The sequence below is a fragment of the Rhodoglobus sp. genome (assembly GCF_053580035.1).
Genome location: NZ_JBMDVL010000001.1, coordinates 493,840 through 518,620, shown reverse-complemented (window position 1 = coordinate 518,620; position 24,781 = coordinate 493,840). Strand labels below are relative to the sequence as shown.

Here is a 24,781-nt window from a genome sequence, read left to right as displayed (position 1 = left end):
AGTGTGGTGACAGCGACCTCTGACAATTCTAGTTGCGACTCCTCAGAGGAGACACAATCTATAGGGAGGGCTTGCCGTAGTCTTAGAGCCATGGCAATAGCGCTAATTACGGGTGGAACTTCAGGCATCGGTGCTGAGTTTGCCCGGCAACTTGCTCGCAGCGGGACCAACCTTGTCCTGATCGCCCGCAATGAAACTCGCTTGCAAGAAACAGCTTCGACGCTGCACCGCGAGTTTGGCGTGGCCGTCGAGATCATCAGCGCCGATCTTGCCGTGCGCGACGACGTAGTGCGAGTCGCTGCTCGTCTCAGCGATCCAGATCGACCCATTGACCTCTTCGTCAATAACGCGGGCTTCGGGGTGCACTCGAAATTGACCGACACCGATGAGGTGCGCGTGCATGAACATGCCTTCGACGTTATGTGTCGCGCGGTACTGATTCTCGCGGGCGCCGCTGGTCGGGCCATGCGTGAACGCGGCAGCGGTTCGATCATCAACGTGTCGAGCATCGCCGGACTCGTGACCATGGGATCGTACTCAGCGATCAAAGCCTGGGTGGCGTCATACAGCCAAGGACTCTCAGTAGAACTGCGCAATACGGGAGTGACAGTGACGGCGCTCATGCCGGGATGGGTTGTCACCGAATTCCACGAGCGGGCGGGCATCCGCACCGGGTCTATCCCGTCCTTTATGTGGATTGACGCACCGACCCTCGTCACGGGTGCACTGCGGGATTCAGCACGGGGCAAAGTCATTTCCATACCTACTGTTCGGTACCGAGTCATCGGATGGTTTGCTCGACACGTGCCTTTGCGTACAATTCGTTGGATTTCGGCGAAAATTTCTTCAAGCCGAAGTGATGAGGGCTCCGAACCTCAAGGTGTGAAAGATGCGACAACGACATGACCCGGACTTTTGACCGCTTTACCTCGCCGACGATGGCGGGGGCCAGATATGTTGCCCAGCGAGGCCTACTGAAGCCGCTAGTGTGGTCGCTCGTGCGCGTCGATGTAAAGGGAGTCGAGCACATCGAGCGTCACGATGGCCCATTCATCGCCGTTGCCAACCACTCCAGCCACCTTGATGCACCGCTCATCATCGGCGCCTTGCCCCGCAGCCGGGCACGCTACCTCGCCGCCGGAGCGGCAGCCGACTATTTCTTTGAGGTGTGGTGGCGAAAGTGGCTAACCACCTTGTTCTTTAACGCTTTCGCGATCGAACGCAATGCTGAAGGCAAACGTGCTGGCGCATCGCGAGCGCTTCTCGAGCGCGGTGTTCCGCTGCTCATTTTTCCCGAAGGCGGTCGCACCCGCGAGGGTGCACTCACGCGCTTCAAGCCAGGAGCTGCCGCACTGTCAATCAACACTTCAGTGCCGTGCCTTCCTATCGCGCTCGTTGGTGCATCGACAGCAATGCCTCGCGGGGTGAACTGGCCAAAGTCAGGTCGCCTGCCCGTCACGGTAGTCTTTGGCGAACTGCAGCAGCGCCGCGAAGCCGAAACATCGGAAGCTTTTTCTGCACGACTCGCTGAGGTCGTGCGTCAACTGCACGAAACAGTTCAACCCATGCCAAGCGCCACCCCGAAGGGAACGAAATGACCTCTGTCAAACACATGAAGTGGTGGGGTTGGGGCAATGAAGGGGTGGGCTTCCATCACGAAGATAAGCCTGGTTTTGCACCGTTCGTGGAGTACGCAGTAGGTCTTGATCTTGGCTCGGCCACTCGTGCTGGTGAACCATCGTTCGATGAACTCGACGTTCCGAAGAGCAAAGCGACCGCCGCATTCACAAAGCAACTTGCAGCGATTGTCGGCGCGGACTATGTCACTCGAGACGACATGGTGCGCGTCATCCACACCTATGGCAAAGGACTTCGCGACCTCGTACGAATTCGGAGCAATGCCATCAAGCGCAGCCCTGATGTCGTTATCTACCCCGCTGATGAAGCTGAAGTGCAGGCGATCGTGGATGCCGCGGTCGCCGCTAATGCCGTCATTATTCCGTTCGGAGGCGGCAGCAACATCGCTGGCAGCCTCGAGCCGATGCCCGCCGAGAAACGCGTTGTAATCTCGCTCGACCTCGGACGACTTCGCAAGGTTGTGGCAATTGATGCGGATGCCGGCCTCGCTCGCATTCAGGCTGGCGCTCAGGGCCCTGACCTCGAAGAGCAGCTTAATGCTCAAGGTTGGACGATCGGACACTTTCCAGACAGCTTCACGCACTCGACCGTTGGCGGTTGGGTAGCGACGCGTTCCTCCGGAATGCAATCAGACAAATACGGCGACATCGCCGACATCACTCGCGGTCTTCGAGTGGTGCGCCCCGGCGGAATGCTTGTACTTCGGCCCTTGCCAAGCACCTCAAGCGGCCCAAGCGTGCGCGAAATGATCTTAGGAAGCGAAGGGCGCCTCGGGGTCATTACCGAAGTCACTGTCCAGGTGCACCGCATTCCCGCTAAGCGAGATGTGTACGCCTACTTCTTCCCCAACTGGGAGTCAGGAATCGCCGCAATGCAGGCCATCGCGGAGTCGGATGCTGCGCCATCCATCACCCGCATTTCTGATGCAAAAGAGACCGGCTTCTCACTCGCGACGAGCAAGACCCGCACGGGCTTCAGTAAATTTTCGGCCGAAACAGCACTGCCGAAACTGATGACCGCCAAGGGCTGGAACCTTGACGAGATTTGCCTGTCGTTCATTGGCTTCGAGGGCAGCGTTTCTCATGCCAAGCGCCAGAAGAGTCTCGTTGACAAAATTGTCGGCAAGCACGGCGGAATGGGTGTCGGTAAGGGGCCAGGAATCCTCTACGACCAAAAAAAGTTCGACACCCCATACCTGCGCGACTTCTTGCTCGATATGGGTGCCGCCGGCGATGTCTCAGAAACAGCGACCCCGTGGTCGTCTGTCGTGAAGCTGCACTCTGCAGCCCATAAAGCAGCCCAAGATGCCTACGATTCACTCGGCACCAAAGGCTGGATCATGTCGCACATGTCGCACTCCTATCACTCGGGTGCCTGTCTCTACTTCACATTCGCATTCACCTTCGGAGACGATCCACTCGGCGAATATGACACCGTCAAGCGCGCCATCCAACAGTCATTTGTGGACAACGATGGCACCATCTCGCACCACCACGGTGTCGGCCGTGAGCACTCACCGTGGCTCGAACAAGACATCTCAACGGAAGGTGTCAAAGTCATGCAGGGACTGTTTGACTCTGCAGATCCCGGTGCGAACTTCAACCCGGGCAAGGTCACCCCAGCAGAGTTGGCTGGGGCTACTGCGACTGTGACTGCGACTTCGAGTGCGAGTGCGACCGTGACGCCAGCGAAGAAGGCGTCAGCGAAGAAGACGCCAGCGAAGAAGACGCCAGCGAAGAAGGCGTCAGCGAAGAAGGCGCCAGCGACGAAGGCGCCAGCGACGAAGAGTCCGGCAGCGAAAGCGCCAGCGACGAAGGCTGCGCCGACCAAGAAGGCTGCACCCGTTGCGAAGGCTGCACCCGTTACGAAAGCTGAACCGACCAAGAAGGCGCCGGCGCGCGCTACTCCTAAGAAGTAGCGCGCGGGCGGGGTGCCGGTGGCGGCGGCACCTCTTTGGCAGCGATCACTTTGGCGAGTTCAATAGTTTCGAGACCGCGCCTAGTCGCGACAACGCAGTGGCTGTCATCGGCGAGATGAAAGTAGCCGAGGGCATCGGTAGCGCGACCATCGTCGATGAGGTGACGCACGACGACCCGCGTTCCGCTGGCGGTCGCCTTGAGAAACTCCGCCGGGGTCACCATGAGCTCTTGTCGTAGTCCTTCAGGAAGATGCCGAACAGATCTTCTCCGTCCTCGCCTCGCACGATGGGGTCATAGACACGGGCCGCACCATCGACAAGGTCGAGCGGCGCATGAAAGCCCTCTTCCGCCAACCGCACTTTGGTGGGGTGAGGGCGCTCATCCGTAATCCAGCCGGTATCGACGCTCGTCATGAGAATTCCGTCGCTCTCAAACATTTCGCGTGAACTCGTGCGCGTGAGCATGTTGACGGCAGCTTTGGCCATATTGGTGTGCGGATGCCCTGGACCTTTGTAGCCGCGACCGAACACGCCCTCCATCGCCGACACATTCACGATGTATTTGCGGCGGGAGGTGGATGCGGCCATCGATGGACGCAGCATCGAGATCAGCACAAAGGGTGCCGTGGTGTTTGCCAATTGAACTTCGAGCATTTCGAGAGGATCAACCTGATCAACGTGTTGAGTCCACGAGTTGATCGAATCAAGGTCGGGAACAAGCCCACCGGCATCAATCGCGGTGCCGGCGGCTAGTCGTTCGAGTGAGCTTGATCCTGCCGTCATCGCTTGCTCAGTGAGTTCTCCAGCGCGCGTGGCAGCGGCAGCCAGGATGGGGTGAGCTGATACCGACTGTGCGAGCGCCTGCGGGTGCGGGTCGTTCGTGTGTCCGAAGGTCACGAGCTCGGGCAGCGGGCCGTCGGGCAGGGGAGCAAGCTCGCCGTCGACGAGAGGCTGATACGCACCGGGGGAGCGGCGCACCGTCTGCGTCGCATTGTTGATCAGGATGTCGAGCGGGCCCTGAGCCGCGACAGACTCGGCGAGCCCGATTACCTGAGCGGGGTCGCGCAGGTCGATTCCGACGACGCGCAGCCGGTGCAGCCAATCGACGGAGTCGGGGAGGCTCGAGAAGCGACGAACGGCATCCCGAGGAAAGCGGGTCGTGATGGTCGTGTGTGCACCATCCCGCAGCAGACGCAGCGCAATGTACATTCCGATTTTGGCGCGGCCGCCGGTGAGCAGAGCGCGCTTTCCGGTGAGGTCGGTTCTGGCGTCACGCTTGGCGTGATTGAACGCGGCGCAATTCGGACAGAGCTGGTGGTAGAACGAATCGACGGTCGTATACGGCTGCTTGCAGATGTAGCAGGGGCGTGCCTTGATCAGCTCGCCGGCCGACGGAGTTGTCGTGTTTGAGGAGATCGGGATGCCGCGGGTTTCGTCATCGATTCGGTCGGCCGCACCGGTCGCCGTTGCCGCGATCACTTGGCGGTCGGCGTCGGCGATGGTGGCACGCTTCTCAAGCCGACGTTCTTTCTTGACTGCTTTGAACATGGCTGCGGTGGCTCGGCGCACGGTGACAAAGTCGGGGTGCTCATCATCGATCTCGGCCATCTGTTTCAAGACTTTGAGGGTCGTTTCAAGCTCCGTCGGATCAAGACCGCTGGGGCCGGGTTCGGGGGAGTCACTTGAATTGAGCACACCAGATTCTACCCGCGAGCACGCGGTCTCGGAGATCGGGCAGCGTCGTCACGAAGTGGCAATGTCGCGAACGGCAAACTGCAGCAATAGCTCTAAGCTGGCGTGATGATCGTCAGTGTCGTACTCGCGCTTGCTGGCTCGCTGTTTTATGGTGTCTCCGACTTTTTCGGTGGGTTAAGCACTCGCCGTCTTCGCGTTGTTCCCGCGACCACGATCATCCACGTCTTCGCCACTTTCGCCCTCGTCGCGGCGATGCCCTTTGTTGTTGTGCGTTGGGAAGCCGGTGCGATCGTGTGGGGCGCGGTTGCGGGGGTTAGCGCCATTATCGGTCTTCTGACCTTCTACGCGGCACTCGCTGATGGCCCCATGAGTCTCGTCGCACCTCTCATTGCCGTTGTCGGTGCGGTAGTTCCGGTTGGTTTTGCGGTCATCACGGGGGAGCAATTGCCGCTTCAAGCGTGGCTAGCGATCGTGCTCGCCCTCGTCAGCGCGCTGTTGGTCTCGGTGACGAGAGCGGATGCCGCGGTTCGAGTGCGACCCCGCACTGTTGTTGTCGGCTTGGTTTCGGGAGTGGCCTTAGGCACCGCGTTGATTGCTCTTGACCACGCACCGGAGTCGGCGGGGCTTGCCACTGCTGTTGTTGAGATTCTGGTGGGGCTCGGCGCGATGCTCATCTTGCTTGCTCTCACTCGGCTGCTCCCGTCGCTCAAACGATTCTTCGCTCAGTTCGATCATCAGCCAGAAGGGGGCCCGGTCGTCAGTGTGAGTCGGGCGCGACTGCTTGCTGCTGCTGGTGGGGTGCTCGTTGGTGCGTCAAACGCTTTCGTGTTGTTCGCACTTCAGCTCGGAAGCTTGGCCGTGGTGTCAGTGCTCGTCAGTCTCTACCCGCTGGCAACAATCGTGCTCGCAAGATTTACGCTCCACGAACGCGTGAGCAAAGTGCAACTCGTGGGGATGGGGCTTGCGCTTGTCGCTTCCGTTATGTTGGCGCTGAGCTAGCCGTCGTTGTCGCGGCCGTCCTCCGGCTACGGTTGAACAATGCCCTCACTCTTGGATGCGCTTCCGACGCCCTATGACGCAGACGCAACCTATGACGCTTTCGTGGGGTGGGCATCCGATCGCGGTTTGAGTTTGTATCCGGCGCAAGATGAAGCGGTCATCGAGCTGGTTTCGGGCGCGAATGTCATTTTGTCGACGCCGACGGGAACCGGCAAGTCACTTGTGGCAATCGCCGCTCACGCTATTGCCCTTGCGCAGGGCCAGCGCACCTTTTACACGGCACCGATCAAGGCGCTTGTGAGCGAAAAATTCTTCGCTCTTGTCGACATTTTCGGTGCAGAGAATGTCGGAATGGTGACGGGTGACTCCTCGGTCAATGCCGACGCCCCCATAATTTGCTGCACAGCAGAGATTTTGGCGAACCTCGCTTTGCGGGAAGGGGCGGACGCGCGAGTCGATCAGGTAGTGATGGATGAGTTCCATTTCTACGCTGACCCCGATCGTGGCTGGGCGTGGCAAGTGCCGTTGCTCATTCTGCCGAACGTTCAATTTGTGTTGATGTCGGCGACGCTCGGTGACATGCAGCCACTAGCCGATGACCTGAGTCGGCGCACAGGCCGTGAGACAAGTTTGATCACGGGTGTCGAGCGCCCGGTGCCATTGCACTATTCGTGGGCGATTACGCCAATTCACGAAACCGTTGAGGATCTCCTGTCGACCGGTCAGGCACCGATCTACATCGTGCACTTTTCGCAGGCAGCCGCCCTTGAGCGAGCCCAGGCGATGACCAGCATCAAGGTGGTCACCCGTGAACAGCGCGACAAGATCGCTGAGGCAATTGGTGACTTTAGATTCACGACGGTGTTTGGAAAGACCCTGTCTCGACTTATCCGGTCGGGAATCGGCGTTCACCACGCTGGCATGCTGCCCAAGTACCGCCGACTCGTCGAGCAGCTTGCCCAGCAAGGACTACTCCGCGTCATTTGTGGAACAGACACCCTCGGCGTCGGCATCAACGTGCCAATCCGCACGGTGCTATTGACTCAGCTGACTAAGTACGACGGCACCCGCATGCGCCAACTCACTGCGCGGGAGTTCCACCAGATCGCCGGGCGTGCGGGGCGTGCCGGCTTCGATACTGCTGGCACTGTTGTGGCCCAAGCGCCAGAACACGAATCTGAGAACGCCAAGATGGTGGCGAAAGCCGGGGACGACCCTAAGAAGCTCCGCAAGCTCGTACGCAAGAAGGCTCCTGACGGTTTTGTGACGTGGAGCGAGTCAAGCTTCGAGCGGATGATCGCCGCTGAGCCCGAACTGCTCACGAGCAACATGCGCATGAACCACGCCATGATCCTCAACGTGATTGCCCGCGGGGGAGACGTTTTCTCGAACGTGCGCCACCTTGTCGAAGACAACCATGAGCCACGCACCAGCCAGCCTGCGCTTGCTCGTCAGGCGCTCGCGATTTACCGCACTCTGCGCACCGCCGAGATCGTTGAAGAACACCGAATTTCTGACACCGTCATCGTGGATGGCGAAGAAGTCGAAAGCTTTGACGAACGAATTGAGATCCGGCTGACGGTAGATCTGCAGGCCAACTTTGCGCTCAACCAGCCGCTGTCGCCTTTTGCGGTAGCGTCCTTCGATTTGCTTGACAAGGAGTCGCCCAGCTACGCGCTCGACATGATCTCGGTGCTTGAAGCGACCCTCGACAACCCGCGCCCGATTTTGTCTCAACAGCAGTTCATGGCCCGCGGTGAAGCCGTAGCAGCGATGAAGGCGGAGGGCATCGAATACGACCAGCGAATGGAACTACTCGAAGAAGTCACGTGGCCGAAACCGCTCGAGGAACTGCTCACCGCGGCCTTCGAGATGTATAGCGCCAGCCAGCCGTGGATTGGTGACTTCGAACTCAACCCCAAGACCGTAGTGCGCGATCTCTATGAACGGGCAATGACCTTCGCTGACTTTGTCGGCTTCTACGGACTGGCACGTAGCGAGGGTCTCGTGCTGCGTTACCTGTCGGACGCGTATCGGGCTACCCGCCAAACGATTCCGGATGACGCGAAAACTGACGAACTTCTCGACCTCATTGAGTGGCTGGGCGAGTTAGTGCGCCAGGTCGACTCGAGTCTCATCGATGAGTGGGAGGCAATGACGAACGGGGCAGACAGCGCAACGAGCGGCGAGCCCGTGTTGCCGCCAACGCCGGCATCCGTCGTTACTAATGCGCGAGCATTCAGGGTGCTTGTGCGCAATGAGATGTTCCGTCGGGTTCAGTTGGCCGCTCGCGATGACGCTGTGGCTCTTGGCGAGTTGGATGCGGCGGCCGGGTTTGATGAGCAGGCCTGGGGTGAAGCACTCGACCGCTATTTCGAGGAGCACGACAGCATGTCGACGGCCGGGGATGCGCGTGGCCCCGCGATGATCGCCATTACAGAAATGCCGGGCGCGTGGCAGGTTCGCCAAATTATCGCTGATCCGGCCGGAAACCATGATTGGGCCATAGCGGCATCGGTGGATCTTGTGGAATCTGCTGCCGAGGGCGTTGCCGTGGTGCGCGTCTCAGGTTTCGACCGCTTGGACTAGCAGCCCGGCGGGAATGTTCGGCCGTTGGCGGGTGTTTAATGGCGATGTGACACGAGATCAACGCCTAATTCTGATCATCGCTATCTTGGCGTCGTTTGTGGCGTTTCTCGATGGTTCGGTGATCAACGTTGCGTTGCCTGCTATTCGTGCTGAGCTCGGTGGTGGTCTCAGTACGCAGCAGTGGGTGGTCGACGCCTACCTGATTACCCTTGGTTCACTGATTTTGCTTGCGGGATCACTCTCTGACGTGTTCGGCCGCCTCGTGATACTACGGATCGGACTGATCGCATTCGGTGTCGTGTCTTTGGCGATTGCGGTCGCACCCAGCGCTGAACTTGTCATCGTGTTTCGCGGCTTTCAGGGAGTTGCGGGGGCTTTGTTGGTTCCCAGTTCGCTCGCACTCATCATGTCGACGTTTAGAGGCGCTGCTCAAGCCAAGGCGATTGGTCAGTGGACGGCATGGACCAGCGCGGCCTTCATCGTTGGACCGGTGTTGGGAGGCATCTTCGTTGACCTCATCAGTTGGCGACTCGTCTTTGCGATCAATGTCTTGCCCATTGCGGTGACGTTGTGGCTGCTCGTTGTGCTCGGGCACCGAGACGAGCGCAAGAAAGATACCCGCGTTGACTTCCTCGGGGCTGTCTTGGGAATTGTAGGTCTTGGCGGCCCAGTGTTTGCTCTCATCGAGCAAGGAAACTATGGCTGGGGCAGCCCCGCAGTATTCATACCTTTCGCTGTCGGGCTGATTTCCCTGGTCGCCTTTGTGCTCTGGCAACGTCGCGCACCTCAACCGATGTTGCCCTTGGAACTATTTCGGCAGCGCAACTTCAGCATGGGCAACATCGCGACGCTCTTTATTTATGGAGCGTTGGCTCTTGGTGGATTTATCGTCGTTGTTTACCTCCAAGAAGTGGCGGACTTTGGGGCAACGCAAGCAGCACTCGCTTTTCTCCCGTCATCAATTGCCATCATTGTGCTCTCCTCGTATTTCGGAGGTCTGAGCGGCAGATTCGGCCCCCGAATCTTCATGACCGCTGGTCCGCTCCTCGCGGGCGTTGGCTATGTGACGTTCCTCTCGATGCAGGAGAGTGTCAACTACTTCACTCAGGTGCTCCCCGGAGTCCTATTGTTCTCGGTGGGACTCTCAATGACAGTTGCCCCACTGACGTCTGCCATTCTCGGCGCAATTTCAGCGTCCCAAGCGGGCATTGGTTCCGCGGTGAACAATGCTGTGTCCCGAATCGCTGGCCTCATTACGGTTGCGATGCTCGGAGTCATCGTGGTCGGTCCCTTGACCGTCGACAATTTTCATCGCGTGATCATCGTCACGGCGGCGCTGCTCTTTACCGGCGGTGTTGTGTCGTTTCTGGGGATCCGCAACCCTGCTCGTGTCGACCCGGAATCGGTGGATACTTCCCCGCCACTGCCCTAGGGCGACAACAAGCAACGATGCTGTCGCGGCTTTCGGCTAACTCAGTTGTGGAGCCGAAAGCAGCAGCAGCGCCACAGTGACGAGCGCCGCCGCAATGGTGAGGCGGAACAGCATCCGCTTCAGAGAATTTCGGATGACCAAGACGACACTGGCCACTGCCAAAACGAGGATCACGGCGAGGCCGAGAAACGAAATGATCGTGATCTGTTGTGCCGGGCCGAAGACGATTGCGACCGGGGCAGCGACAAGACTGATGGCAATCACGAATCCCGAAACACGCGCGCCTAAACGGTGGGGGAGACCACGCACCCCCGTGTCGTCATCATCGTCGAGATCCGGGAGAACGTTACTGAAGTGCGCGGCGATCCCCAGAAGCGCGCCAGCTGCCAGCGCCCAGTAGTGAGCGAACTCGGGCGGGTCAGCGGCCAACGTGACGATCGCCGGAAGCGAACCAAATCCCAGAATGTAAGGCACGACGGATGCCGCAGTCGACTTAAGCCCCAGGTTGTATAGCCAGCCGCTTGCGAGAAAGAGCGCATGTGCGATCGCCGCGAGTGGCCCGACAGTCAGAGAAACCAGCACAGAGGCGACCGCCAAGAACAGCGCGACTCTCGCTACCAGTGATGACGACAGCTCGCCGGTCGCAATCGGTTTGTCACGGCGACCGTTTCGACGATCGCGGGCAGCATCAAGCCAATCATTGGACAGACCGATAGAGAGCTGGTTGCACAAAATCATCAGCGTAACGGCGGCAACCCGCCACGGTTCTAGCCCGACCCCTACGGAGAGCGCCAGCGCGATGAAGGTCACCGCTACGGTCGGTCCCGGGTGCGAAGACCGCAGAAGTGCGTGAAGCATGCCGTAAGAATAACGCGCCACGGCATCCAAATTGCGGACTCCCAGCCGCGGTGACTTATGTTGATCAATGTGAGTGAAGTTTTTGATGCCTCGGTGCTTGCCGCCAAGCTGCCCGGCACGTGGAGTGTTGTGGCGACCAATTTTCCGATGTGGCTCGATGGGTCTCGTCACAATCCCGAATTCAGCTATGAAATTCTCGAGGGTGCCGAGTTAGTGCTCGCCGATACCGTGAGCTATCTCACCAGTAGCGGTGAAACGAAAACGATCGTGGGAACCGACCGACTCCGAGACGACGAGTTCATCTGGCGCGGTCAGGGTTGGCTCAAGATCCTCACTAGCCGCTGGCAAGTTGTTGGTGCAGACGACGCGTTCGATATTGCCGTTGTGCGCTTTGCCCGCTCGCGGCTGACACCAGCGGGAATCGACGTTCTCGTTCGTAAGACCACTTCGGTGCCGGCAGTACGATCTACGGTCGCGCACACTACTGAGCAGTTCGGGATTAGTGCCGAAGAGTTCGCCTCGCTCACTTGGCTGTAGTCCTCCAACGCCACTGATCCGGGTACCATCTCAAGATGGCTATCGTGCGGCGTACCCTAGCGGCCGCAATACTCGTTGTCCTGAGTGCTTCTGCGTTCGGCTGCAGTTCGAATCAGTCGAGTCAGGTGGTTCCCGCACCGACTTTTGCGCCTCGAGCTGAGCGCCCGGCGATCGATCCGGTCGCCCAGTATGCCAGCGATCGCCTCGCAACTATGACGCTGAGGCAAAAAGTCTTGAGCATGCTTATGGTGCATGTGTCCGGAACTCGCCCCGGCAGCACTTCGCCCGCTTCGTATGCGGGGGTCGGCGGGTACATCTTGATGGGCGACAACATTCCAGGATCGCTGGCTGAACTGAGCGCTGAAACTGCTGCGCTCAGCAGCGAGACGGGACTCCCTGTTTTGATCGCGACTGATCAAGAGGGTGGAATCGTCAAACGCGTTCCCACTGATGACTCATTGGCTGCTTCTCAGTTACGGGGCCTTTCTCCGCGTGACAGTTTTGACGCGTTCGCGCAACGAGGTGCGCTGCTCGAGTCGGTCGGTATTTCAGTGAACTTTGGCATCGTCGCCGACGTTTCCGGGGACCGATCCAGCTTCATCTTCGAACGCTCTTTCGGCGCAACGGGCGCGGATGCGGCAGCCAGGGTATCCGAGGCGGTTGCCGGTGAGTCTCAAGTTCTTTCCACCCTCAAACACTTTCCGGGTCACGGGGCGGCGCCGGGCGATTCGCACTCGAGCATCCCGTCAACATCGATGACATTCGATGAGTGGCGCACGAGTCATGCTCTGCCTTTCGAAGCGGGAATCGATGCGGGAGCACCATTCGTCATGTTCGGTCATCTCGCGTTCACTGCAATTGATCCTGAACCGGCAACTTTTTCGACGCGCTGGCACCAGATTCTGCGTGACGATCTCGGGTTCGACGGCGTATCTATTACGGATGACATGGGGATGTTGGAGAGCTCCGGAGTGCCCGAGTATTCGAATCAGGTGACGAATGCTGTTCGTGCGATAGAGGCCGGCAACACGATGCTGCTCTACGTTGGCGCGGTCGATGCGCCCGCTATCGCCACCGCAGTCGCCACCGCCATCGAGAGCGGTGCCCTCGAGGAGTCGGTCGTCGATGACGCGGCGCTCAAGCTGTTGGCTGTTCGCCGTGCTTTGTCGGGGGAGACTGGCCGTTTTGTGAGCTGTGCTGAGGACTGTGCCGCTATCGCTGGGTAGCAGTCGAGTGCGCAACTGTGCGCACAACCCGACTCTGACTATCGCGTCAGCTATCCGTTGTCAGAGTCGCCGACGATTACTTCGTGAACTCGGCGGACATCCTCGAGAAGTGAACCGATTAGGATCCAGTGCTGCGGATGCGGCGAAAGCACGGTGAGCGGTGCGGTGAGCGTGAGCAGGTCGTTTGTCGCTGGCGCAGACTCCCGGTCCTCTGGTGCGCGACCGCGCAGTCTCAAGTCGTGTGCCGCGCGCTCGAGTTCGCGGGCGATGGAGATCACGACCGGGTCTGTCATGAGATTGGTGTCATAGCGGTCGTGAATGGCCCGAGCCATCCCGAGGGTGCGAGTGACGAGTACGGTCAGGATCGCGAAGAGTTCGGTCTCTCGGCGCAGCATCCGGTGATGTTTGCTCTTTCGAGGGTTGAGGGTGAGGCTATCTGCGCCTTTGCGGAGCGCCATTGCTGCCTCGTCGCGCAGATCGCGCAGCATGCGTGCATCATCGAGGAGCTTGCGAAGATCGTCTTCTGATTGCGGCGTACTGAGTGCTCGTGCGAGAGATTCGAGCACGGTCGCCGTTTTCTTAGTGAGAATGCCGACGGCTACTCGCACGGGGCTCACGAGCACCGGGGCCACAATCGCGAGGTTGACGATCAATCCAATAAGTGCGCCGATGATTGTTTCGACAATTCGTTCTGCGGCATAGCCGGCATTTTGTCCGCCTAGAGCGAGGACGAGCATTGCACTAATCGGTATCTGGTTTGCGGAGCCCGGGCTCAATCGCAATGCCCAAGCGACGATGACGGAGATGATGATGACGCTCAGAATGACCCAGCTCTGGTCGCCAAAGAGTTGGCCTGCGCCGAGCGCAATGACAACACCGGCAACGACACCGATGCTGCGCTCAACCCCTTTTTCGATCGACTGTGTAACGCTCGGCTGAACCACCAAGAGCGCCGCAATCGCCGCAAAGATGGGTAATGGTTGTTGTAGCGCGAAGCCAGCAACAATCCACGCGATTACGGCCGCAACCGAGGTCTTAAGAACCTGAAGCAGCGGTGAACGACGCGCAAGGGTAAGCGTCGTTACTAGCTTCACTTTCGGCTCGTGACTTTCGAGATCGCGTCGGCAGCGCGCACAAGGGCGAGGTGGCTGAGCGCTTGAGGAGTGTTGCCTGCCTGACGTTCGTTGACAGTGTCATACTCCTCGCTGATGAGTCCAACATCGTTGGCGAAGCTCACGAGGCGGTCCATCAACACGGTGGCGTCATCAACGCGACCGGAGCTTGCATACTGCTCAACGAGCCAGAACGAGCAAGCGAGGAAGGGGTTCTCGCCCTCGGGAAGTCCGTCTACTCCCGACTCAGTTCGGTAGCGGAGCACGAGGCCATCAACGAGGAGTTCTTCTTCGATGGCAGCGACGGTGCCGATCATGCGGGGGTCGTCTGCGGCAAGGTAGCCAACCTGGGGAAGCTGGAGTAGCGATGCATCGACGCCGGTGCCGCCGTAGTACTGGGTGTAGGTTCCGCGCTCAGCATCCCAGCCATCGCGTTCAATCTCTTCGTGAATCTCGGCGCGGATCTTGATCCAATTTTCGACGGGGCCTTCGAGGCCGAATTCTTCGACTGCGGTAATGGCGCAGTCCATGGCCGCCCAGAGCATCACGCGCGAGTGGGTGAAGTGGCGTTCAGGGCCGCGGATCTCCCAGATTCCATTGTCTGGTCGGTTCCAATTGTCTTCTACGAAAGTCATCAGCGCGCGCTGAAGGGGCCACGAGAAGTCGTTCTCGTGCACTCCGGATCGCCGAGCGGCTTGGAGGGCGACCATGACTTCTCCGAAGACGTCTCCTTGGAATTGGTTGAAAGCGCCATTGCCGATACGAACCGGGCTGGCTCCTTCGTAGCCGGGAAGGGAGTCAAGTTCGCGCTCCTCAAGCCAGCGTTCGCCTGACAGGCCGTACATGATTTGGACGTCGGCGGGGTCACCAGCAATGGCACGCAGAAGCCAGCGGCGCCACGCTTCAGCCTCGGCGATATAGCCATGATCGAGCAGTACGTGAAGGGTGAGGGCGGCGTCGCGAAGCCAGACATACCGGTAATCCCAGTTGCGACTTCCGCCGAACCACTCTGGCAGGCTCGTTGTCGCTGCGGCAACGATTCCGCCGGTGTCTTCGTGAGTCAGGGCGCGCAGAACCAAAAGTGAGCGTTTGACGATCTCGGGATACATCTCGGTCGGCTCGCAGTGAGATGCCCAGCCATTCCACCATTCGCTTGTTCGCGCGAGCACGTCGTCGACGTTTACCGCCGCTGGCGGGTTGCGGTGCGCGGGGTACCAGGTCATGGTCAGGTCGCGAGTTTCTCCTTCGCTGATCATGAAGTTGGCGGTGTGTTTGTGGTCTGCCGAGTGCAGCTCGATGCCGCGGGCGACGACGGCGTCTGGGCCGGCAACTCCGATGACGGCGTGACCACCGGCTTCGGGCGCTTGGTGCAGCCACGGAAGTGCGGTGGCATAACCGAAACGGATTAGTAGTTCGGTGTGCATTGCGACGGTTCCGCGGACTCCTCGGATGCGGCGCACGACGTCAGCGCGACGGTTTCCGTAGGGCATGAAGTCGATAACTTCGACTTCGCCGTCGTCTGTCACCCAGTTGGTGACAAGGATGAAGGTGTTCTCGCGATACTTGCGAGTGACGGTTACGGTTGCTGATTCGTAGAGACTGGCGATCGGCGCAACAAGCCAGCGGCCATGGTCTTCGTTGCCGAGCAACGCTCCGAACATGGATGCGGAGTCGAATCTGGGAAAACAGAGCCAGTCGATACTTCCATCGCGGCCGACAAGGGCCGCCGTCTGGCAGTCGCCAATAAGGGCATAGTCTTCGATTGGTAGCGCCATACGACAATCATTGCAGCGTCGGGAGCCCGCTCCCTGCACATCCGGTGATCGTGCACCAAATTTAACAATCGAGTCCGATTAGTTGAGCAGAAGTCCAGTCAAAGAGCCCAAATTCCGGTCAATCGTTGATGAGTCCGAGCTCTCTCAGCTCAACGGCCAAGCGAGCGCCATCGGGGGCGAAACGCCAAGGAATCGAGGATTCTTGTTCGTGTTCTGCTGATTTGCTGCGGCCACCGGCGAGCACGGCCTCACCGGTCGACAATTGCCGGATTGCGACAGCGGCAACATTGTCGGGATGACTCGCAGTGAACTCGCCATAAATCTCTTCGTCATGTTGACCGTCGTCGCCGACCAACAGCCATTTTATTCCAGGAAATTCTGAAGCAAGCCGTCGAAGGCTGTCGCGTTTGTGCTCGGCGCCGCTACGGAACCACCGGTCGTGAGTGGGGCCCCAGTCGGTCAGCAACATCGCACCGCGGGGATAGAGGTTGCGTTTGAGGAAGCGCGTGAGGGTCGGGGCGACATTCCACGCTCCGGTGGAGAGGTAGATAACGGGAGCAAGGGGATTTGCGCGAGCGAGGCGGTCATAGAGCACCGCCATGCCGGCCACCGGGCGTCTGGCGTGCTCGTCGAGTACGAACGTGTTCCATGCTGCTAGGAGTGGGCGAGGCAGTGCGGTAACCATTACCGTGTCATCGACGTCAGAAATGATTCCGAAGCGCGCGCTCGGGTCAACGACAAAAATGTGCGCGACAGTCGCATCCGAACCCGTCGAATCGAGCGTTGCGGTTTGCCAGCCGGGAGTGAGGGAGACCTTCACGTCTTCATCAATTACGCCGCCGCGGCCGGGAGTGAGTTTGATCGACTTGCCGCCGAGGGTGACTGTGACGACTTCGGAGTTCACCGGGATGCTAAAGAAGCTGCGCCAACCGCGAACCTTTTCTGCGCGCTTTTTTGATGCTTCTGTTCCGCGGGTAAGAACTACACGGCACAGCACCCGAGCCCAGTCGGTCGAGCCGTAGCTGCTGTAGGGAATGATCGTCGTTGTGAGGCCACGTTTGCGCCCGCGCCGCTCTCGCCAGCGGTGAAAGGAGTCCTCGATTCGGGCCGCGCGGTGCAGGATTTCTCCTGCAGTCTGCGAGGTCATGTGGGCTTTGCCTTGTCGAGCCATAGTTCCAGCCTAGGGTCACACCGGGTCGAGAGCAGCACCGGACCAGACAGCTCTCGCGCTAGTGCTGCGGTTCCGCGTGCAATTGTTCACTCAGAATTACGGATGCTGCGACCGTCGCCTGCACCAAATTGTCGTCACCACGCGTCTCTGGGTCGATCCACTCGTCAATGGCGTCTTTCGCGACGATGACGGGCATCCGGTCATGAATTTCCGCCAGCGATCCGATGGCGGCCTGAGTAAGCATGGTCGTGGTGAGGTGCCAACGTCCCGGATCGCCGGGGGGAAGGGAGCGGTCTTGCCACCAGGAGTAGAGGCCGGCGAAGAAGAGCAGGCCATCGGGGGGAGTGATGTAGTAGGGCACTGGATTCGGGCCGCTCTTCTGTGTCTCGAAGTAGCCGATCGCGGGGATTACGGCTCTGTGGTGAACGATGGCGGCTCGAAATGTTGGTTTCTGAGTCACCGTTTCACTTCGCGCATTGAAAGTCGCGTGCTTGCCGCGCAAGACGGGAGAGAATGGCGGGGTCAGCCACCACTGTGCCAGCGCGGCACGGGGAATCAGCGCTGAGCCGGGGTCATCGCGATCTTCCCGAGTCTTGAGAAGAATGGGAATGTGATCGGTTGGTCTTACGATCGGAGTCGCGAGCCAGTCCGCTTGCCACTCCTCTGGAGGCCTACCGGTGGCCGTGACGAACTCCGTAATCATCTGATTGACCGTGTTATCCATGGCAAAACGACCGCACATAGGGCAACTGTAGAGCGTTTTGAGAGAAAAAAGTGTGCTTCTACCTCCCGTAGAACCAGCGTTCTAAAGGTTAGGATTGATCAGACACCTAGAAGGGGGCCATTGTGTCCGCACAAACAACTATTGATATCGCGGCTGAACCAGCAGTCTCGCTTCGCAACGAACCAGTGCAAGCACGAAGCACGGCTCGACTTACCGCATTGCTCGATGCAGCAGCATCGATCGTCGACGAAGTCGGCATTGAGCGTCTAACCACCGCTATGGTCGCCGAGCGCGCGGGAGCGTCCATTGGCACCGTTTACCGTTATTTTCCTGACCGCATCGTTCTGTTGCAGGCACTTGGCTCGCGTAACTTCGAGCGAGTAATGGCACGGATTACTGAAGCGATCAACGACCAAGCTCACTCTGACTGGCGCGCAGCGCTCAGCACTGCTTTTGCTTCCGTCATTGATACTTACCGTACCGAGCCCGGATTCCGTGGCCTTCGCGTCGGGGATCAGCTTGATCTTCGCCCGTTGCCCAACGGCCGTACGCACAAGTCGCTAGTGGCTGAGCGTATTGTCGAGGCTCTCGCGGCTCGCTTTGGCGTGGAAAACTCTGCGGCGTCCCGTTTTGCACTCGAAGCTGGGCTTGAAATGAGTGATGCTCTTGTCGCTCGCGCGTTCCTTATGAACCCGCAGGGTGATGAGGAATTCATTTCGGTGAGCACGTCAGCTGTTGGTGGATTTATCGCGGAGAACATCGGCTGGTAGCAGTTTCGGCTTCCTGCAAATCTGACTAGTTATGCCCAATCGGGAATGACAGCGGCTTCGAATACTGTTTAGCTAATAGTGCTGGCAAGTGTCGATCCGCGCAGAGGCGCGAGGAATGAGCCGAAATTATGATTGAATTTCGTGCAGTAACGAAGCGTTTTGGTGACGGTACCGTCGCTGTTGACAATTTCGATCTCGTGATTCCATCACGCAAGATCACCGTGTTCGTTGGTTCTTCTGGCAGTGGCAAAACGACGCTGCTCAGAATGATCAACCGCATGGTGGATCTCACCGACGGTGATATCGAAATCGATGGTGACAGCATCATGCGCAAGGAGCCGGTCGCTCTGAGGCGCAGTATTGGCTATGTGATGCAGAATTCAGGATTACTGCCGCACTTCAAAGTCATCGACAATGTCATGACGGTTCCGACCCTCAATGGTGTGCCGAAGAAGCAGGCTCGCGCCCAAGCTCTTGAACTTCTCGACACAGTAGGTCTCAGCCGTTCACTGGCAGACCGGTATCCGAGCCAGCTCTCCGGTGGTCAACAGCAGCGCGTTGGGGTGGCGCGTGGGCTCGCGGCGAATCCCAACATTTTGCTCATGGATGAGCCGTTTGGTGCAGTCGACCCCATTGTGCGCGCCGAATTGCAGCAAGAGACGATTCGGCTCCAGCATGAACTCGACAAGACGATCGTGTTTGTCACTCACGACATCGACGAGGCGTTTCTGCTCGGCGATCAGGTAGTGATCCTCGAAAAGGGTGCGTTGATCGCTCAGGTGGGCAGCCCGAACGAGATCATGGCAAACCCTGCCAGTGACTTTGTGGCGAGCTTCATCGGAACCGACCGCGGCAAGCGTGCTCTCTCGCTGAAGAAGACTGAGTCGGGAACGATTGTGGTCGACAGCGAGGGGCGCGGTGCTGGAGTGCTAGTCGGTGGGTCGGTTGTCGAGTGAACTGGATCATCAATAACCTTGATTTGATCTGGAGCCTCACGCTCGAACATGTCCGGCTGAGTATTCCGCCGATCGTTCTCGGGTTCCTGATCTCGATTCCGCTGGGGTGGGTCGCCTATCGTTTCAAACTCACGCGCGGAATCTTATTGACCGTTGCCGGGCTGCTGTACACGATTCCTTCTCTAGCGATGTTTGTGATCCTGCCACCTATCTTGGGTATCAGCTTCCTGAGCGAACTCAACATCACCATTGCGCTCACGCTCTATGCCGTTGCGATCATGGCGCGTTCGGTGGCGGATGCTCTGGCCTCCGTCGATCCTGCGATCCGTCAATCGGCTACCGCTGTCGGGTTCGGCGGCTGGCGTCGGTTCTGGACTGTCGACTTTCCGCTCGCGGGTCCGGTCGTTCTTGCCGGCCTCCGCGTCGCGGCAGTCTCTACCGTCAGTCTCGTGACTGTCGGCATCCTGATCGGCGTCGAAAGCTTGGGCTACCTCTTTACCAATGGTTTTCAGCGTCGAATTGTCGAAGAGATTTTCGCTGGAGTAGTGATGACCGTCATCGTGGCGCTGCTCATTGACCGTGGCCTAGTACTTCTTGGGCGTTTCCTTATGCCGTGGACAACGGTCAAGAAGATGAAAGCGGGTCAGTCAGAGGCTGCAGCTCAGGAGGTCACCGCATGAATCTACTCATCGAAGCACTGCAGTGGTTGTTCTCGCCTGAGCGACTAGAGGGGAGCAATCCGATTCCTCTTCGACTTGAAGAGCATCTGTTTTACACCTTCGTTTCCGTGCTGATTGCGGCCCTCATCGCCGTTCCCCTGGGTTTCTTCATCGGGCACACCGGCAAAGGCCGCGACTTTGCCGTGGGGCTCTCGGGCGCAGCCCGCGCGCTGCCGTCCTTCGGTCTCATACTGCTGCTTGTTCTCCTGATCGGTGTTGTCGAACGGCAGTTGCAGCTGGCCGCCATCATTGCCTTCGTGCTGCTGGCGATTCCCTCGATCTTGGCTGGCGCCTATGCGGGCCTTGAGGCTGTTGATCGCCGCGTTATTGACGCCGCGCGCGCAGTCGGAATGACCGAGTGGCAAATCTTGTGGAAAGTCGAAGTCCCTCTAGGGCTGCCGCTGTTAATCGGTGGACTTCGCGCCGCAACACTTCAAGTGGTTGCTACGGCAACTCTTGCCGCCTATGTGGGCCTCGGTGGGCTCGGGATTTACATTTTCCGCGGCCTTCCGCTTCAGCTCTATTACGAAATGCTCGGCAGCGCCCTGCTGATTGCTGCATTAGCACTTGCGCTCGACGTAATATTTGCGCTCATCCAACAATTCGCGATTCCCCGCGGAGTTTCGGCTGGGCGTGCTAAAGATGTCCGCACGTCGTCACCTCGACGACGGACGGTGGCAGCAAAAGTTGCCCAAGAAAGAAGAGGATAGAAATGTTCACAGCAAGAAACAAAGGCCGACTCGCGCTTGGCGCAGTCGCGGTCGGGGTGGCAATGGCCCTGTCAGGGTGTGCATCCGGTGACCCTCTAGACACCGGTTCGGGTGATGGGAACGCCAACAGCGAGACCATCGTTGTTGGTTCGCAGGCTTATTACTCCAACGAAATCATTGCCGAGATCTACGCCCAAGCTCTCGAAAATGCCGGATTCGACGTGGAGCGCAAGTTCCAGATCGGCCAGCGCGACGCGTACCTTCCCGCCCTTGAAAGCGGCGAAGTAGACGTCTTCCCTGAGTACACCGGAAACCTTCTCCAGTTCTACAGCCAAGACACCACCGCGACGGCGTCTGAAGATGTCTACGCAGAACTGGCTGATGCGCTGCCAGAGGGCCTCACCGTTCTCGATCAGGCCGCTGCCACCGACCAAGACTCCTACAACGTGACAGCAGACTTCGCCTCCGCGAATTCGCTCGTGAGCCTTGCGGATCTCGCTGGCGTTAGCGACCTCAAGCTCGGTGGAAACGCTGAACTTGAAGAGCGCCCCTACGGTCCCGCTGGGCTCCAAGACGTCTACGGTGCAACTGTGAGCTTCGCCGCCACCGGTGACACCACCGTCGACGCCCTTGTTGCCGGCACGATCAACATCGCCAATGTCTACAGCGCCGACCCGCGCATCCAGACGGAGAACCTGGTTTCTTTGACCGACCCTGAGGGTCTGTTCTTGGCATCCAACGTGGTTCCCCTGGTAAATGCAGACATCGCTGACTCGATCGCTGACGTCATCAATGCCGTCAGCGCCAAGCTCACACCTGAGGGCCTCGTTGCGCTCAACGTGCAGAGCACGGTCGACAAGATGTCATCAGACGACATCGCCAGCGCCTGGTTGAGCGAAAACGGCCTCAGCTAAAACGCACCACTGGTTAGTCCAGGAAAGAGGGGCGGATGCACGTGCATCCGCCCCTCTTTCTGGTTAATCAGATTCACCTTCACCGTGGACGTCGATGTGTTCCATATGCCGCTTTTGCGAACGATGCAGCAGCTTCTTCGCCACAACAGTGATGACTGCGATAGCGGCCACGACCGCAACGAAGATGTAGCCCGCGTAGTGCAGCTGGTCGAGAAGTTCGCGAAAACTGCCAGCGGTGAGAGCTCCAACCGACACATAGGCGATCGACCAAATGCTCGTGGCTGGCACGGTCCACGCCATAAATGTGCGATACCGCATTGTGCTCATACCGACCGTTACCGGGATCAGAGAGTGCAACACCGGCAAGAAGCGCGAAATGAAGACGGCGATACCGCCGCGCCGGCCCAAGTAGCGTTCCGCCTGCGCCCAATGCTGCTCGCCGATGCGCCTGCCAAGCCTGGAGTGCCGAATCTTGGGCCCGAAGTACCGACCGAGGGCGAAGCCGATGCTTTCACCAATAAGGGCACCAACGACAACGACCGCAATCAGAATTGCTGCCTCGAGGGGACTACCCACCGCGGTACTCGCGACCAAGACAACGGTATCCCCGGGCACCAAGAGGCCGATCAGGATCGACGTTTCCAACATGATCGCGACCCCGGCAAGGATCGTTCTCAACACTGGGTCAACCGACTGCACAGTGTCGAGAACAAAGGTCAACGCGTTATTAACCCATTGGCCAAAGTCGACACTGGCAGCAAGCGGCACAGTGCTGAGAGCGAGGTCGACGAAGGGCACAGAATGAGCCTAGCGAGCGTAACCGAATATCGACTGGCTAAATAGTGCGAGCAAGCGCACTCAAACGAGTGCGCCACTGCTCTAGCCGGCCAGGCTTTTCTGCAAGCTCTGGCCCATCGATCCACCGCGGAACGATGCGGATTCCCTGAAGCGCATTGACGACCCACACTTCAGTGCCATCGAGTTCCGCCGCAGTCACGGCCTCCTCATGCGTATCAAGCCCGAGTGCCCTCGCCAAAGTGAGTACGCTCCTCGACGTCACGCTGTCAACGCGTTCGAAATCGTGCGGCGGTCCGCACAAAATATCGCCGCGCCACCACAACACGGCGCTATACGCACCCTCAACGACATACCCCTCACTCGTCAGAAGCACCACTTCATCGGCTCCGTGCGCTCTCGCACCAGCACGCAATGCAGCCATTGCATCAAGATCCGGTCCTTTGACGGAGGGAACCGTGCGCGGGTCATCCCCGTCGAAACTGATGACCGTCGCCGAGCGGTGGCGTTCGGGTGCGGGACGAAGGTGGAGAAAAAACTCGCCTCCGCGCAACTCAACGCGCGGAAACCACGCACCAGCGCGGGGGAGTTGTGCGACAGCAGCCGTGAAAAATTCGTCGGCGGTTTCGTGCAGAGAATCGGGTACGGCATCCAAAAATCGTTGCCGGTGAAGATTCAGAGCAAGCACTTTTCCGGAATCGATGAGCCACGAATCAGCAACCGTAATCGGTGCTTCAGCAAGCGAGCCGGATGGTTCCTCGATCAGTTGTTCGTTCCGCCACCGGTAAATCGCGTTCGCACTCATAGGCTTAGGTTATGCGCTCTCGCGTTCTCTTTTCTGACCTCGCGGTCTCTGCCGACCCCGCCGCCGTGTTTCTCGAACTTCGGGCACCGCACGATGGCGACGTCACTGCCGCTGCCGGCGGCACGGAGACTCAGGGCGCCGTGTGGCTCGATAGCGGAGTCTCAGCTGACTCTGGGCGTAGCTACTTGGCGGTCTCGCGACGGGCAGTTCTCAGCACGCACCTGAGTGAACCTGTCTTTGACTGGATGCGTCGCGATTTCCTCTCCGCCGAAATTGACTTTTCTGGGGCTCCGGAAGGATTCCGACTTGGCTGGGTCGGGTGGCTTGGCTACGAGCTGCGAGGTGAGTCGCTGGATGTCGCGATCCGTACGCCTGCGCCGACTCCCGATGCAGCCTGGCTGTGGATCGATCGGGCGATTGTCGTTGATCATCAGACCAACACCCTCAGCTTGATGGCACTGGGCGACGAGTGGACGGGGGAGCTCCAGCATTGGCGAGAACAGATGGAAGCTCTTATTTCTCGCGCCGCGCAACGAGGCGATCATTCAGCCTCCGGCGCACACCTCGCAGCTCCGGTCGCGGTGTGGCGTGACAGCGATGACGAGTATCTGCAGATGATTGCGAAGTGCCAGCACGCCATTGTCGAGGGCGATGCCTACCAGCTGTGTTTGACGACGAATGTGCGGGTGGAGCCGGCGGCGAATCCGATCCACACCTATTTGGCGTTGCGGGAGGCGAACCCTAGTCACCATGGTGGCTTCGTTAGCGTTGGCGATATCGCGTTGCTCAGTTCCTCGCCCGAGCAGTTTCTCTCAATCGCGCCGAGTGGGGCGATCGAGACGAAACCGATTAAGGGCACTCGTCGACGCGACAGTGATCCGAATGAAGATGAACGGCTGAAAGCAGAGCTCCTTGCCAGCGATAAGGAGCGGGCCGAGAATCTCATGATTGTCGATCTCATGCGCAATGATCTTGGTCGCGTCTGCGAGGTCGGATCAGTTGTCGTCTCCAAGCTCTTCGATGTTGAAAGCTATGCCACTGTTCATCAGTTGGTGAGCACGGTGAGCGGACAGCTGCGAGCCGACGTCAGCGCAGTCGATGCGATTGCGGCATCATTTCCCGCTGGGTCGATGACGGGGGCGCCCAAGCACTCGGCAACCCTCATCCTTGATTCTCTCGAGAGCTCACCGCGCGGTATTTACTCTGGGGTGTTCGGCTACGTCGGGCTCGACGGTGCCGTTGACCTGGCTATGGTCATCCGCTCAATTGTGATGGATGATCGGGGCTCGACAATCGGCGCTGGCGGTGGCATCACGGCGCTCTCGGTGCCGTCAGAGGAGCTTGCCGAGGTGAAGCTGAAGGCGGCGGCACTGCTTGCCGTGTTGGGTGTTCAGGCGAGCTGAGATCGGTCTGCTGCACTGCAGTGCGCAAGGCTGTG

23 protein-coding genes are annotated in these 24,781 nt (G+C 59.1%); 14 read left to right on the top strand and 9 right to left on the bottom strand.

All coding sequences use genetic code 11. The features are described 5' to 3' along the window. The first annotated feature begins 90 nt into the window (after positions 1–90). From ACOH1Z_RS02495 to ACOH1Z_RS02485, 3 genes are read left to right on the top strand one after another with little or no spacing between them, the layout of a single operon-like run. Positions 91–906, top strand: a complete 816-nt coding sequence (locus tag ACOH1Z_RS02495; RefSeq protein WP_449646913.1) for an SDR family NAD(P)-dependent oxidoreductase — start codon at positions 91–93, stop codon at positions 904–906. Then, positions 903–1,598: a lysophospholipid acyltransferase family protein gene (locus ACOH1Z_RS02490; RefSeq protein ID WP_449646912.1), complete on the top strand. Its 696-nt coding sequence runs from the start codon at positions 903–905 to the stop codon at positions 1,596–1,598. The genes ACOH1Z_RS02495 and ACOH1Z_RS02490 overlap by 4 nt, the downstream gene beginning before the upstream one ends. Next, positions 1,595–3,556 carry an FAD-binding oxidoreductase gene (locus ACOH1Z_RS02485; RefSeq protein WP_449646911.1) on the top strand — a complete coding sequence of 654 codons (1,962 nt, stop codon included), beginning with the start codon at positions 1,595–1,597 and terminating at the stop codon, positions 3,554–3,556. Before ACOH1Z_RS02490 ends, ACOH1Z_RS02485 begins: the two co-directional genes overlap by 4 nt. On the opposite strand, the gene ACOH1Z_RS02480 is transcribed toward ACOH1Z_RS02485, so the two are convergent. Further along, positions 3,546–3,779, bottom strand: coding sequence for a hypothetical protein (locus tag ACOH1Z_RS02480; RefSeq protein ID WP_449646910.1), 234 nt, complete (start codon positions 3,777–3,779; stop codon positions 3,546–3,548). The two genes, ACOH1Z_RS02485 and ACOH1Z_RS02480, sit on opposite strands and share 11 nt — an antisense overlap. Continuing rightward, entirely contained in the window at positions 3,773–5,251 is a 1,479-nt protein-coding gene (locus ACOH1Z_RS02475; RefSeq protein ID WP_449646909.1) for an SDR family NAD(P)-dependent oxidoreductase, read from the bottom strand. The genes ACOH1Z_RS02480 and ACOH1Z_RS02475 overlap by 7 nt, the downstream gene beginning before the upstream one ends. Positions 5,252–5,356: 105 nt before the next feature. Here ACOH1Z_RS02475 and ACOH1Z_RS02470 point away from each other — a divergent pair, with 105 nt between their 5' ends. From ACOH1Z_RS02470 to ACOH1Z_RS02460, 3 genes are read left to right on the top strand one after another with little or no spacing between them, the layout of a single operon-like run. Then, positions 5,357–6,250: an EamA family transporter gene (locus ACOH1Z_RS02470; protein WP_449646908.1), complete on the top strand. Its 894-nt coding sequence runs from the start codon at positions 5,357–5,359 to the stop codon at positions 6,248–6,250. Positions 6,251–6,289: 39 nt separating this feature from the next. After that, positions 6,290–8,839: a DEAD/DEAH box helicase gene (locus ACOH1Z_RS02465; RefSeq protein ID WP_449646907.1), complete on the top strand. Its 2,550-nt coding sequence runs from the start codon at positions 6,290–6,292 to the stop codon at positions 8,837–8,839. A 46-nt stretch (positions 8,840–8,885) separates the two neighbouring features. Further along, complete coding sequence (locus ACOH1Z_RS02460; protein ID WP_449646906.1) at positions 8,886–10,271, top strand: MFS transporter; 1,386 nt, start codon at positions 8,886–8,888, stop codon at positions 10,269–10,271. Between the two features lie 36 nt (positions 10,272–10,307). On the opposite strand, the gene ACOH1Z_RS02455 is transcribed toward ACOH1Z_RS02460, so the two are convergent. Next, positions 10,308–11,129: a UbiA family prenyltransferase gene (locus tag ACOH1Z_RS02455; protein ID WP_449646905.1), complete on the bottom strand. Its 822-nt coding sequence runs from the start codon at positions 11,127–11,129 to the stop codon at positions 10,308–10,310. Positions 11,130–11,198: 69 nt separating this feature from the next. Between ACOH1Z_RS02455 and ACOH1Z_RS02450 the strand changes: the two genes are divergently transcribed. After that, the gene (locus ACOH1Z_RS02450; protein WP_449646904.1) at positions 11,199–11,666 is read left to right on the top strand and encodes a hypothetical protein; all 468 of its coding nucleotides are present in this window, start codon (positions 11,199–11,201) and stop codon (positions 11,664–11,666) included. 35 nt (positions 11,667–11,701) lie between these two features. Further along, on the top strand, positions 11,702–12,892 hold the full coding sequence (locus tag ACOH1Z_RS02445) for a glycoside hydrolase family 3 N-terminal domain-containing protein (protein WP_449646903.1): 1,191 nt from the start codon (positions 11,702–11,704) through the stop codon (positions 12,890–12,892). A 50-nt stretch (positions 12,893–12,942) separates the two neighbouring features. Here ACOH1Z_RS02445 and ACOH1Z_RS02440 read toward each other — a convergent pair whose 3' ends face one another. The 4 genes from ACOH1Z_RS02440 to ACOH1Z_RS02425 form a co-directional block, all read right to left on the bottom strand. Continuing rightward, entirely contained in the window at positions 12,943–13,986 is a 1,044-nt protein-coding gene (locus ACOH1Z_RS02440; RefSeq protein WP_449646902.1) for an FUSC family protein, read from the bottom strand. Continuing rightward, positions 13,983–15,779, bottom strand: a complete 1,797-nt coding sequence (locus ACOH1Z_RS02435; RefSeq protein WP_449646901.1) for a glycoside hydrolase family 15 protein — start codon at positions 15,777–15,779, stop codon at positions 13,983–13,985. The genes ACOH1Z_RS02440 and ACOH1Z_RS02435 overlap by 4 nt, the downstream gene beginning before the upstream one ends. Before the next feature lie 118 nt (positions 15,780–15,897). After that, entirely contained in the window at positions 15,898–16,950 is a 1,053-nt protein-coding gene (locus ACOH1Z_RS02430) for an App1 family protein phosphatidate phosphatase (RefSeq protein WP_449646900.1), read from the bottom strand. Between the two features lie 58 nt (positions 16,951–17,008). After that, positions 17,009–17,692 (bottom strand): SOS response-associated peptidase, encoded by a 684-nt coding sequence (locus ACOH1Z_RS02425; RefSeq protein WP_449646899.1) that lies wholly within the window; start codon positions 17,690–17,692, stop codon positions 17,009–17,011. Positions 17,693–17,796: 104 nt separating this feature from the next. Between ACOH1Z_RS02425 and ACOH1Z_RS02420 the strand changes: the two genes are divergently transcribed. The 5 genes from ACOH1Z_RS02420 (at position 17,797) to ACOH1Z_RS02400 (ending at position 21,743) form a co-directional block, all read left to right on the top strand. Next, complete coding sequence (locus ACOH1Z_RS02420) at positions 17,797–18,444, top strand: TetR/AcrR family transcriptional regulator (protein ID WP_449646898.1); 648 nt, start codon at positions 17,797–17,799, stop codon at positions 18,442–18,444. Positions 18,445–18,572: 128 nt separating this feature from the next. Continuing rightward, positions 18,573–19,400, top strand: coding sequence for an ABC transporter ATP-binding protein (locus ACOH1Z_RS02415; protein ID WP_449646897.1), 828 nt, complete (start codon positions 18,573–18,575; stop codon positions 19,398–19,400). Further along, entirely contained in the window at positions 19,397–20,080 is a 684-nt protein-coding gene (locus ACOH1Z_RS02410; RefSeq protein WP_449646896.1) for an ABC transporter permease, read from the top strand. Before ACOH1Z_RS02415 ends, ACOH1Z_RS02410 begins: the two co-directional genes overlap by 4 nt. After that, positions 20,077–20,829: an ABC transporter permease gene (locus ACOH1Z_RS02405; protein ID WP_449646895.1), complete on the top strand. Its 753-nt coding sequence runs from the start codon at positions 20,077–20,079 to the stop codon at positions 20,827–20,829. Before ACOH1Z_RS02410 ends, ACOH1Z_RS02405 begins: the two co-directional genes overlap by 4 nt. A gap of 2 nt (positions 20,830–20,831) precedes the next feature. Next, positions 20,832–21,743 carry an ABC transporter substrate-binding protein gene (locus tag ACOH1Z_RS02400; RefSeq protein ID WP_449646894.1) on the top strand — a complete coding sequence of 304 codons (912 nt, stop codon included), beginning with the start codon at positions 20,832–20,834 and terminating at the stop codon, positions 21,741–21,743. 63 nt (positions 21,744–21,806) lie between these two features. Here the strand turns inward: ACOH1Z_RS02400 and ACOH1Z_RS02395 are convergent, their stop codons facing one another. Both ACOH1Z_RS02395 and ACOH1Z_RS02390 read right to left on the bottom strand, forming a co-directional pair. Then, a complete protein-coding gene (locus ACOH1Z_RS02395) occupies positions 21,807–22,511 on the bottom strand; it encodes a DedA family protein (RefSeq protein ID WP_449648181.1) in 705 nt (234 codons plus the stop codon). Between the two features lie 67 nt (positions 22,512–22,578). Beyond that, positions 22,579–23,343, bottom strand: a complete 765-nt coding sequence (locus ACOH1Z_RS02390; RefSeq protein WP_449646893.1) for an aminotransferase class IV — start codon at positions 23,341–23,343, stop codon at positions 22,579–22,581. An 11-nt stretch (positions 23,344–23,354) separates the two neighbouring features. Here ACOH1Z_RS02390 and pabB point away from each other — a divergent pair, with 11 nt between their 5' ends. Next, a complete protein-coding gene (gene pabB, locus ACOH1Z_RS02385; RefSeq protein ID WP_449646892.1) occupies positions 23,355–24,746 on the top strand; it encodes an aminodeoxychorismate synthase component I in 1,392 nt (463 codons plus the stop codon). Positions 24,747–24,781 lie beyond the last annotated feature (35 nt).

Coding starts and splice junctions, on each gene's coding strand:
- ACOH1Z_RS02465 (WP_449646907.1), top strand. CDS start 6,290: ATGCCCTCACTCTTGGATGCGCTTCCGACGCCCTATGACGCAGACGCA.
- ACOH1Z_RS02405 (WP_449646895.1), top strand. CDS start 20,077: ATGAATCTACTCATCGAAGCACTGCAGTGGTTGTTCTCGCCTGAGCGA.
- ACOH1Z_RS02400 (WP_449646894.1), top strand. CDS start 20,832: ATGTTCACAGCAAGAAACAAAGGCCGACTCGCGCTTGGCGCAGTCGCG.
- ACOH1Z_RS02390 (WP_449646893.1), bottom strand. CDS start 23,343: ATGAGTGCGAACGCGATTTACCGGTGGCGGAACGAACAACTGATCGAG.
- ACOH1Z_RS02495 (WP_449646913.1), top strand. CDS start 91: ATGGCAATAGCGCTAATTACGGGTGGAACTTCAGGCATCGGTGCTGAG.
- ACOH1Z_RS02485 (WP_449646911.1), top strand. CDS start 1,595: ATGACCTCTGTCAAACACATGAAGTGGTGGGGTTGGGGCAATGAAGGG.
- ACOH1Z_RS02490 (WP_449646912.1), top strand. CDS start 903: ATGACCCGGACTTTTGACCGCTTTACCTCGCCGACGATGGCGGGGGCC.
- ACOH1Z_RS02445 (WP_449646903.1), top strand. CDS start 11,702: ATGGCTATCGTGCGGCGTACCCTAGCGGCCGCAATACTCGTTGTCCTG.
- pabB (WP_449646892.1), top strand. CDS start 23,355: ATGCGCTCTCGCGTTCTCTTTTCTGACCTCGCGGTCTCTGCCGACCCC.
- ACOH1Z_RS02435 (WP_449646901.1), bottom strand. CDS start 15,779: ATGGCGCTACCAATCGAAGACTATGCCCTTATTGGCGACTGCCAGACG.
- ACOH1Z_RS02455 (WP_449646905.1), bottom strand. CDS start 11,129: ATGCTTCACGCACTTCTGCGGTCTTCGCACCCGGGACCGACCGTAGCG.
- ACOH1Z_RS02415 (WP_449646897.1), top strand. CDS start 18,573: ATGATTGAATTTCGTGCAGTAACGAAGCGTTTTGGTGACGGTACCGTC.
- ACOH1Z_RS02480 (WP_449646910.1), bottom strand. CDS start 3,779: ATGGTGACCCCGGCGGAGTTTCTCAAGGCGACCGCCAGCGGAACGCGG.
- ACOH1Z_RS02430 (WP_449646900.1), bottom strand. CDS start 16,950: ATGGCTCGACAAGGCAAAGCCCACATGACCTCGCAGACTGCAGGAGAA.
- ACOH1Z_RS02425 (WP_449646899.1), bottom strand. CDS start 17,692: ATGTGCGGTCGTTTTGCCATGGATAACACGGTCAATCAGATGATTACG.
- ACOH1Z_RS02470 (WP_449646908.1), top strand. CDS start 5,357: ATGATCGTCAGTGTCGTACTCGCGCTTGCTGGCTCGCTGTTTTATGGT.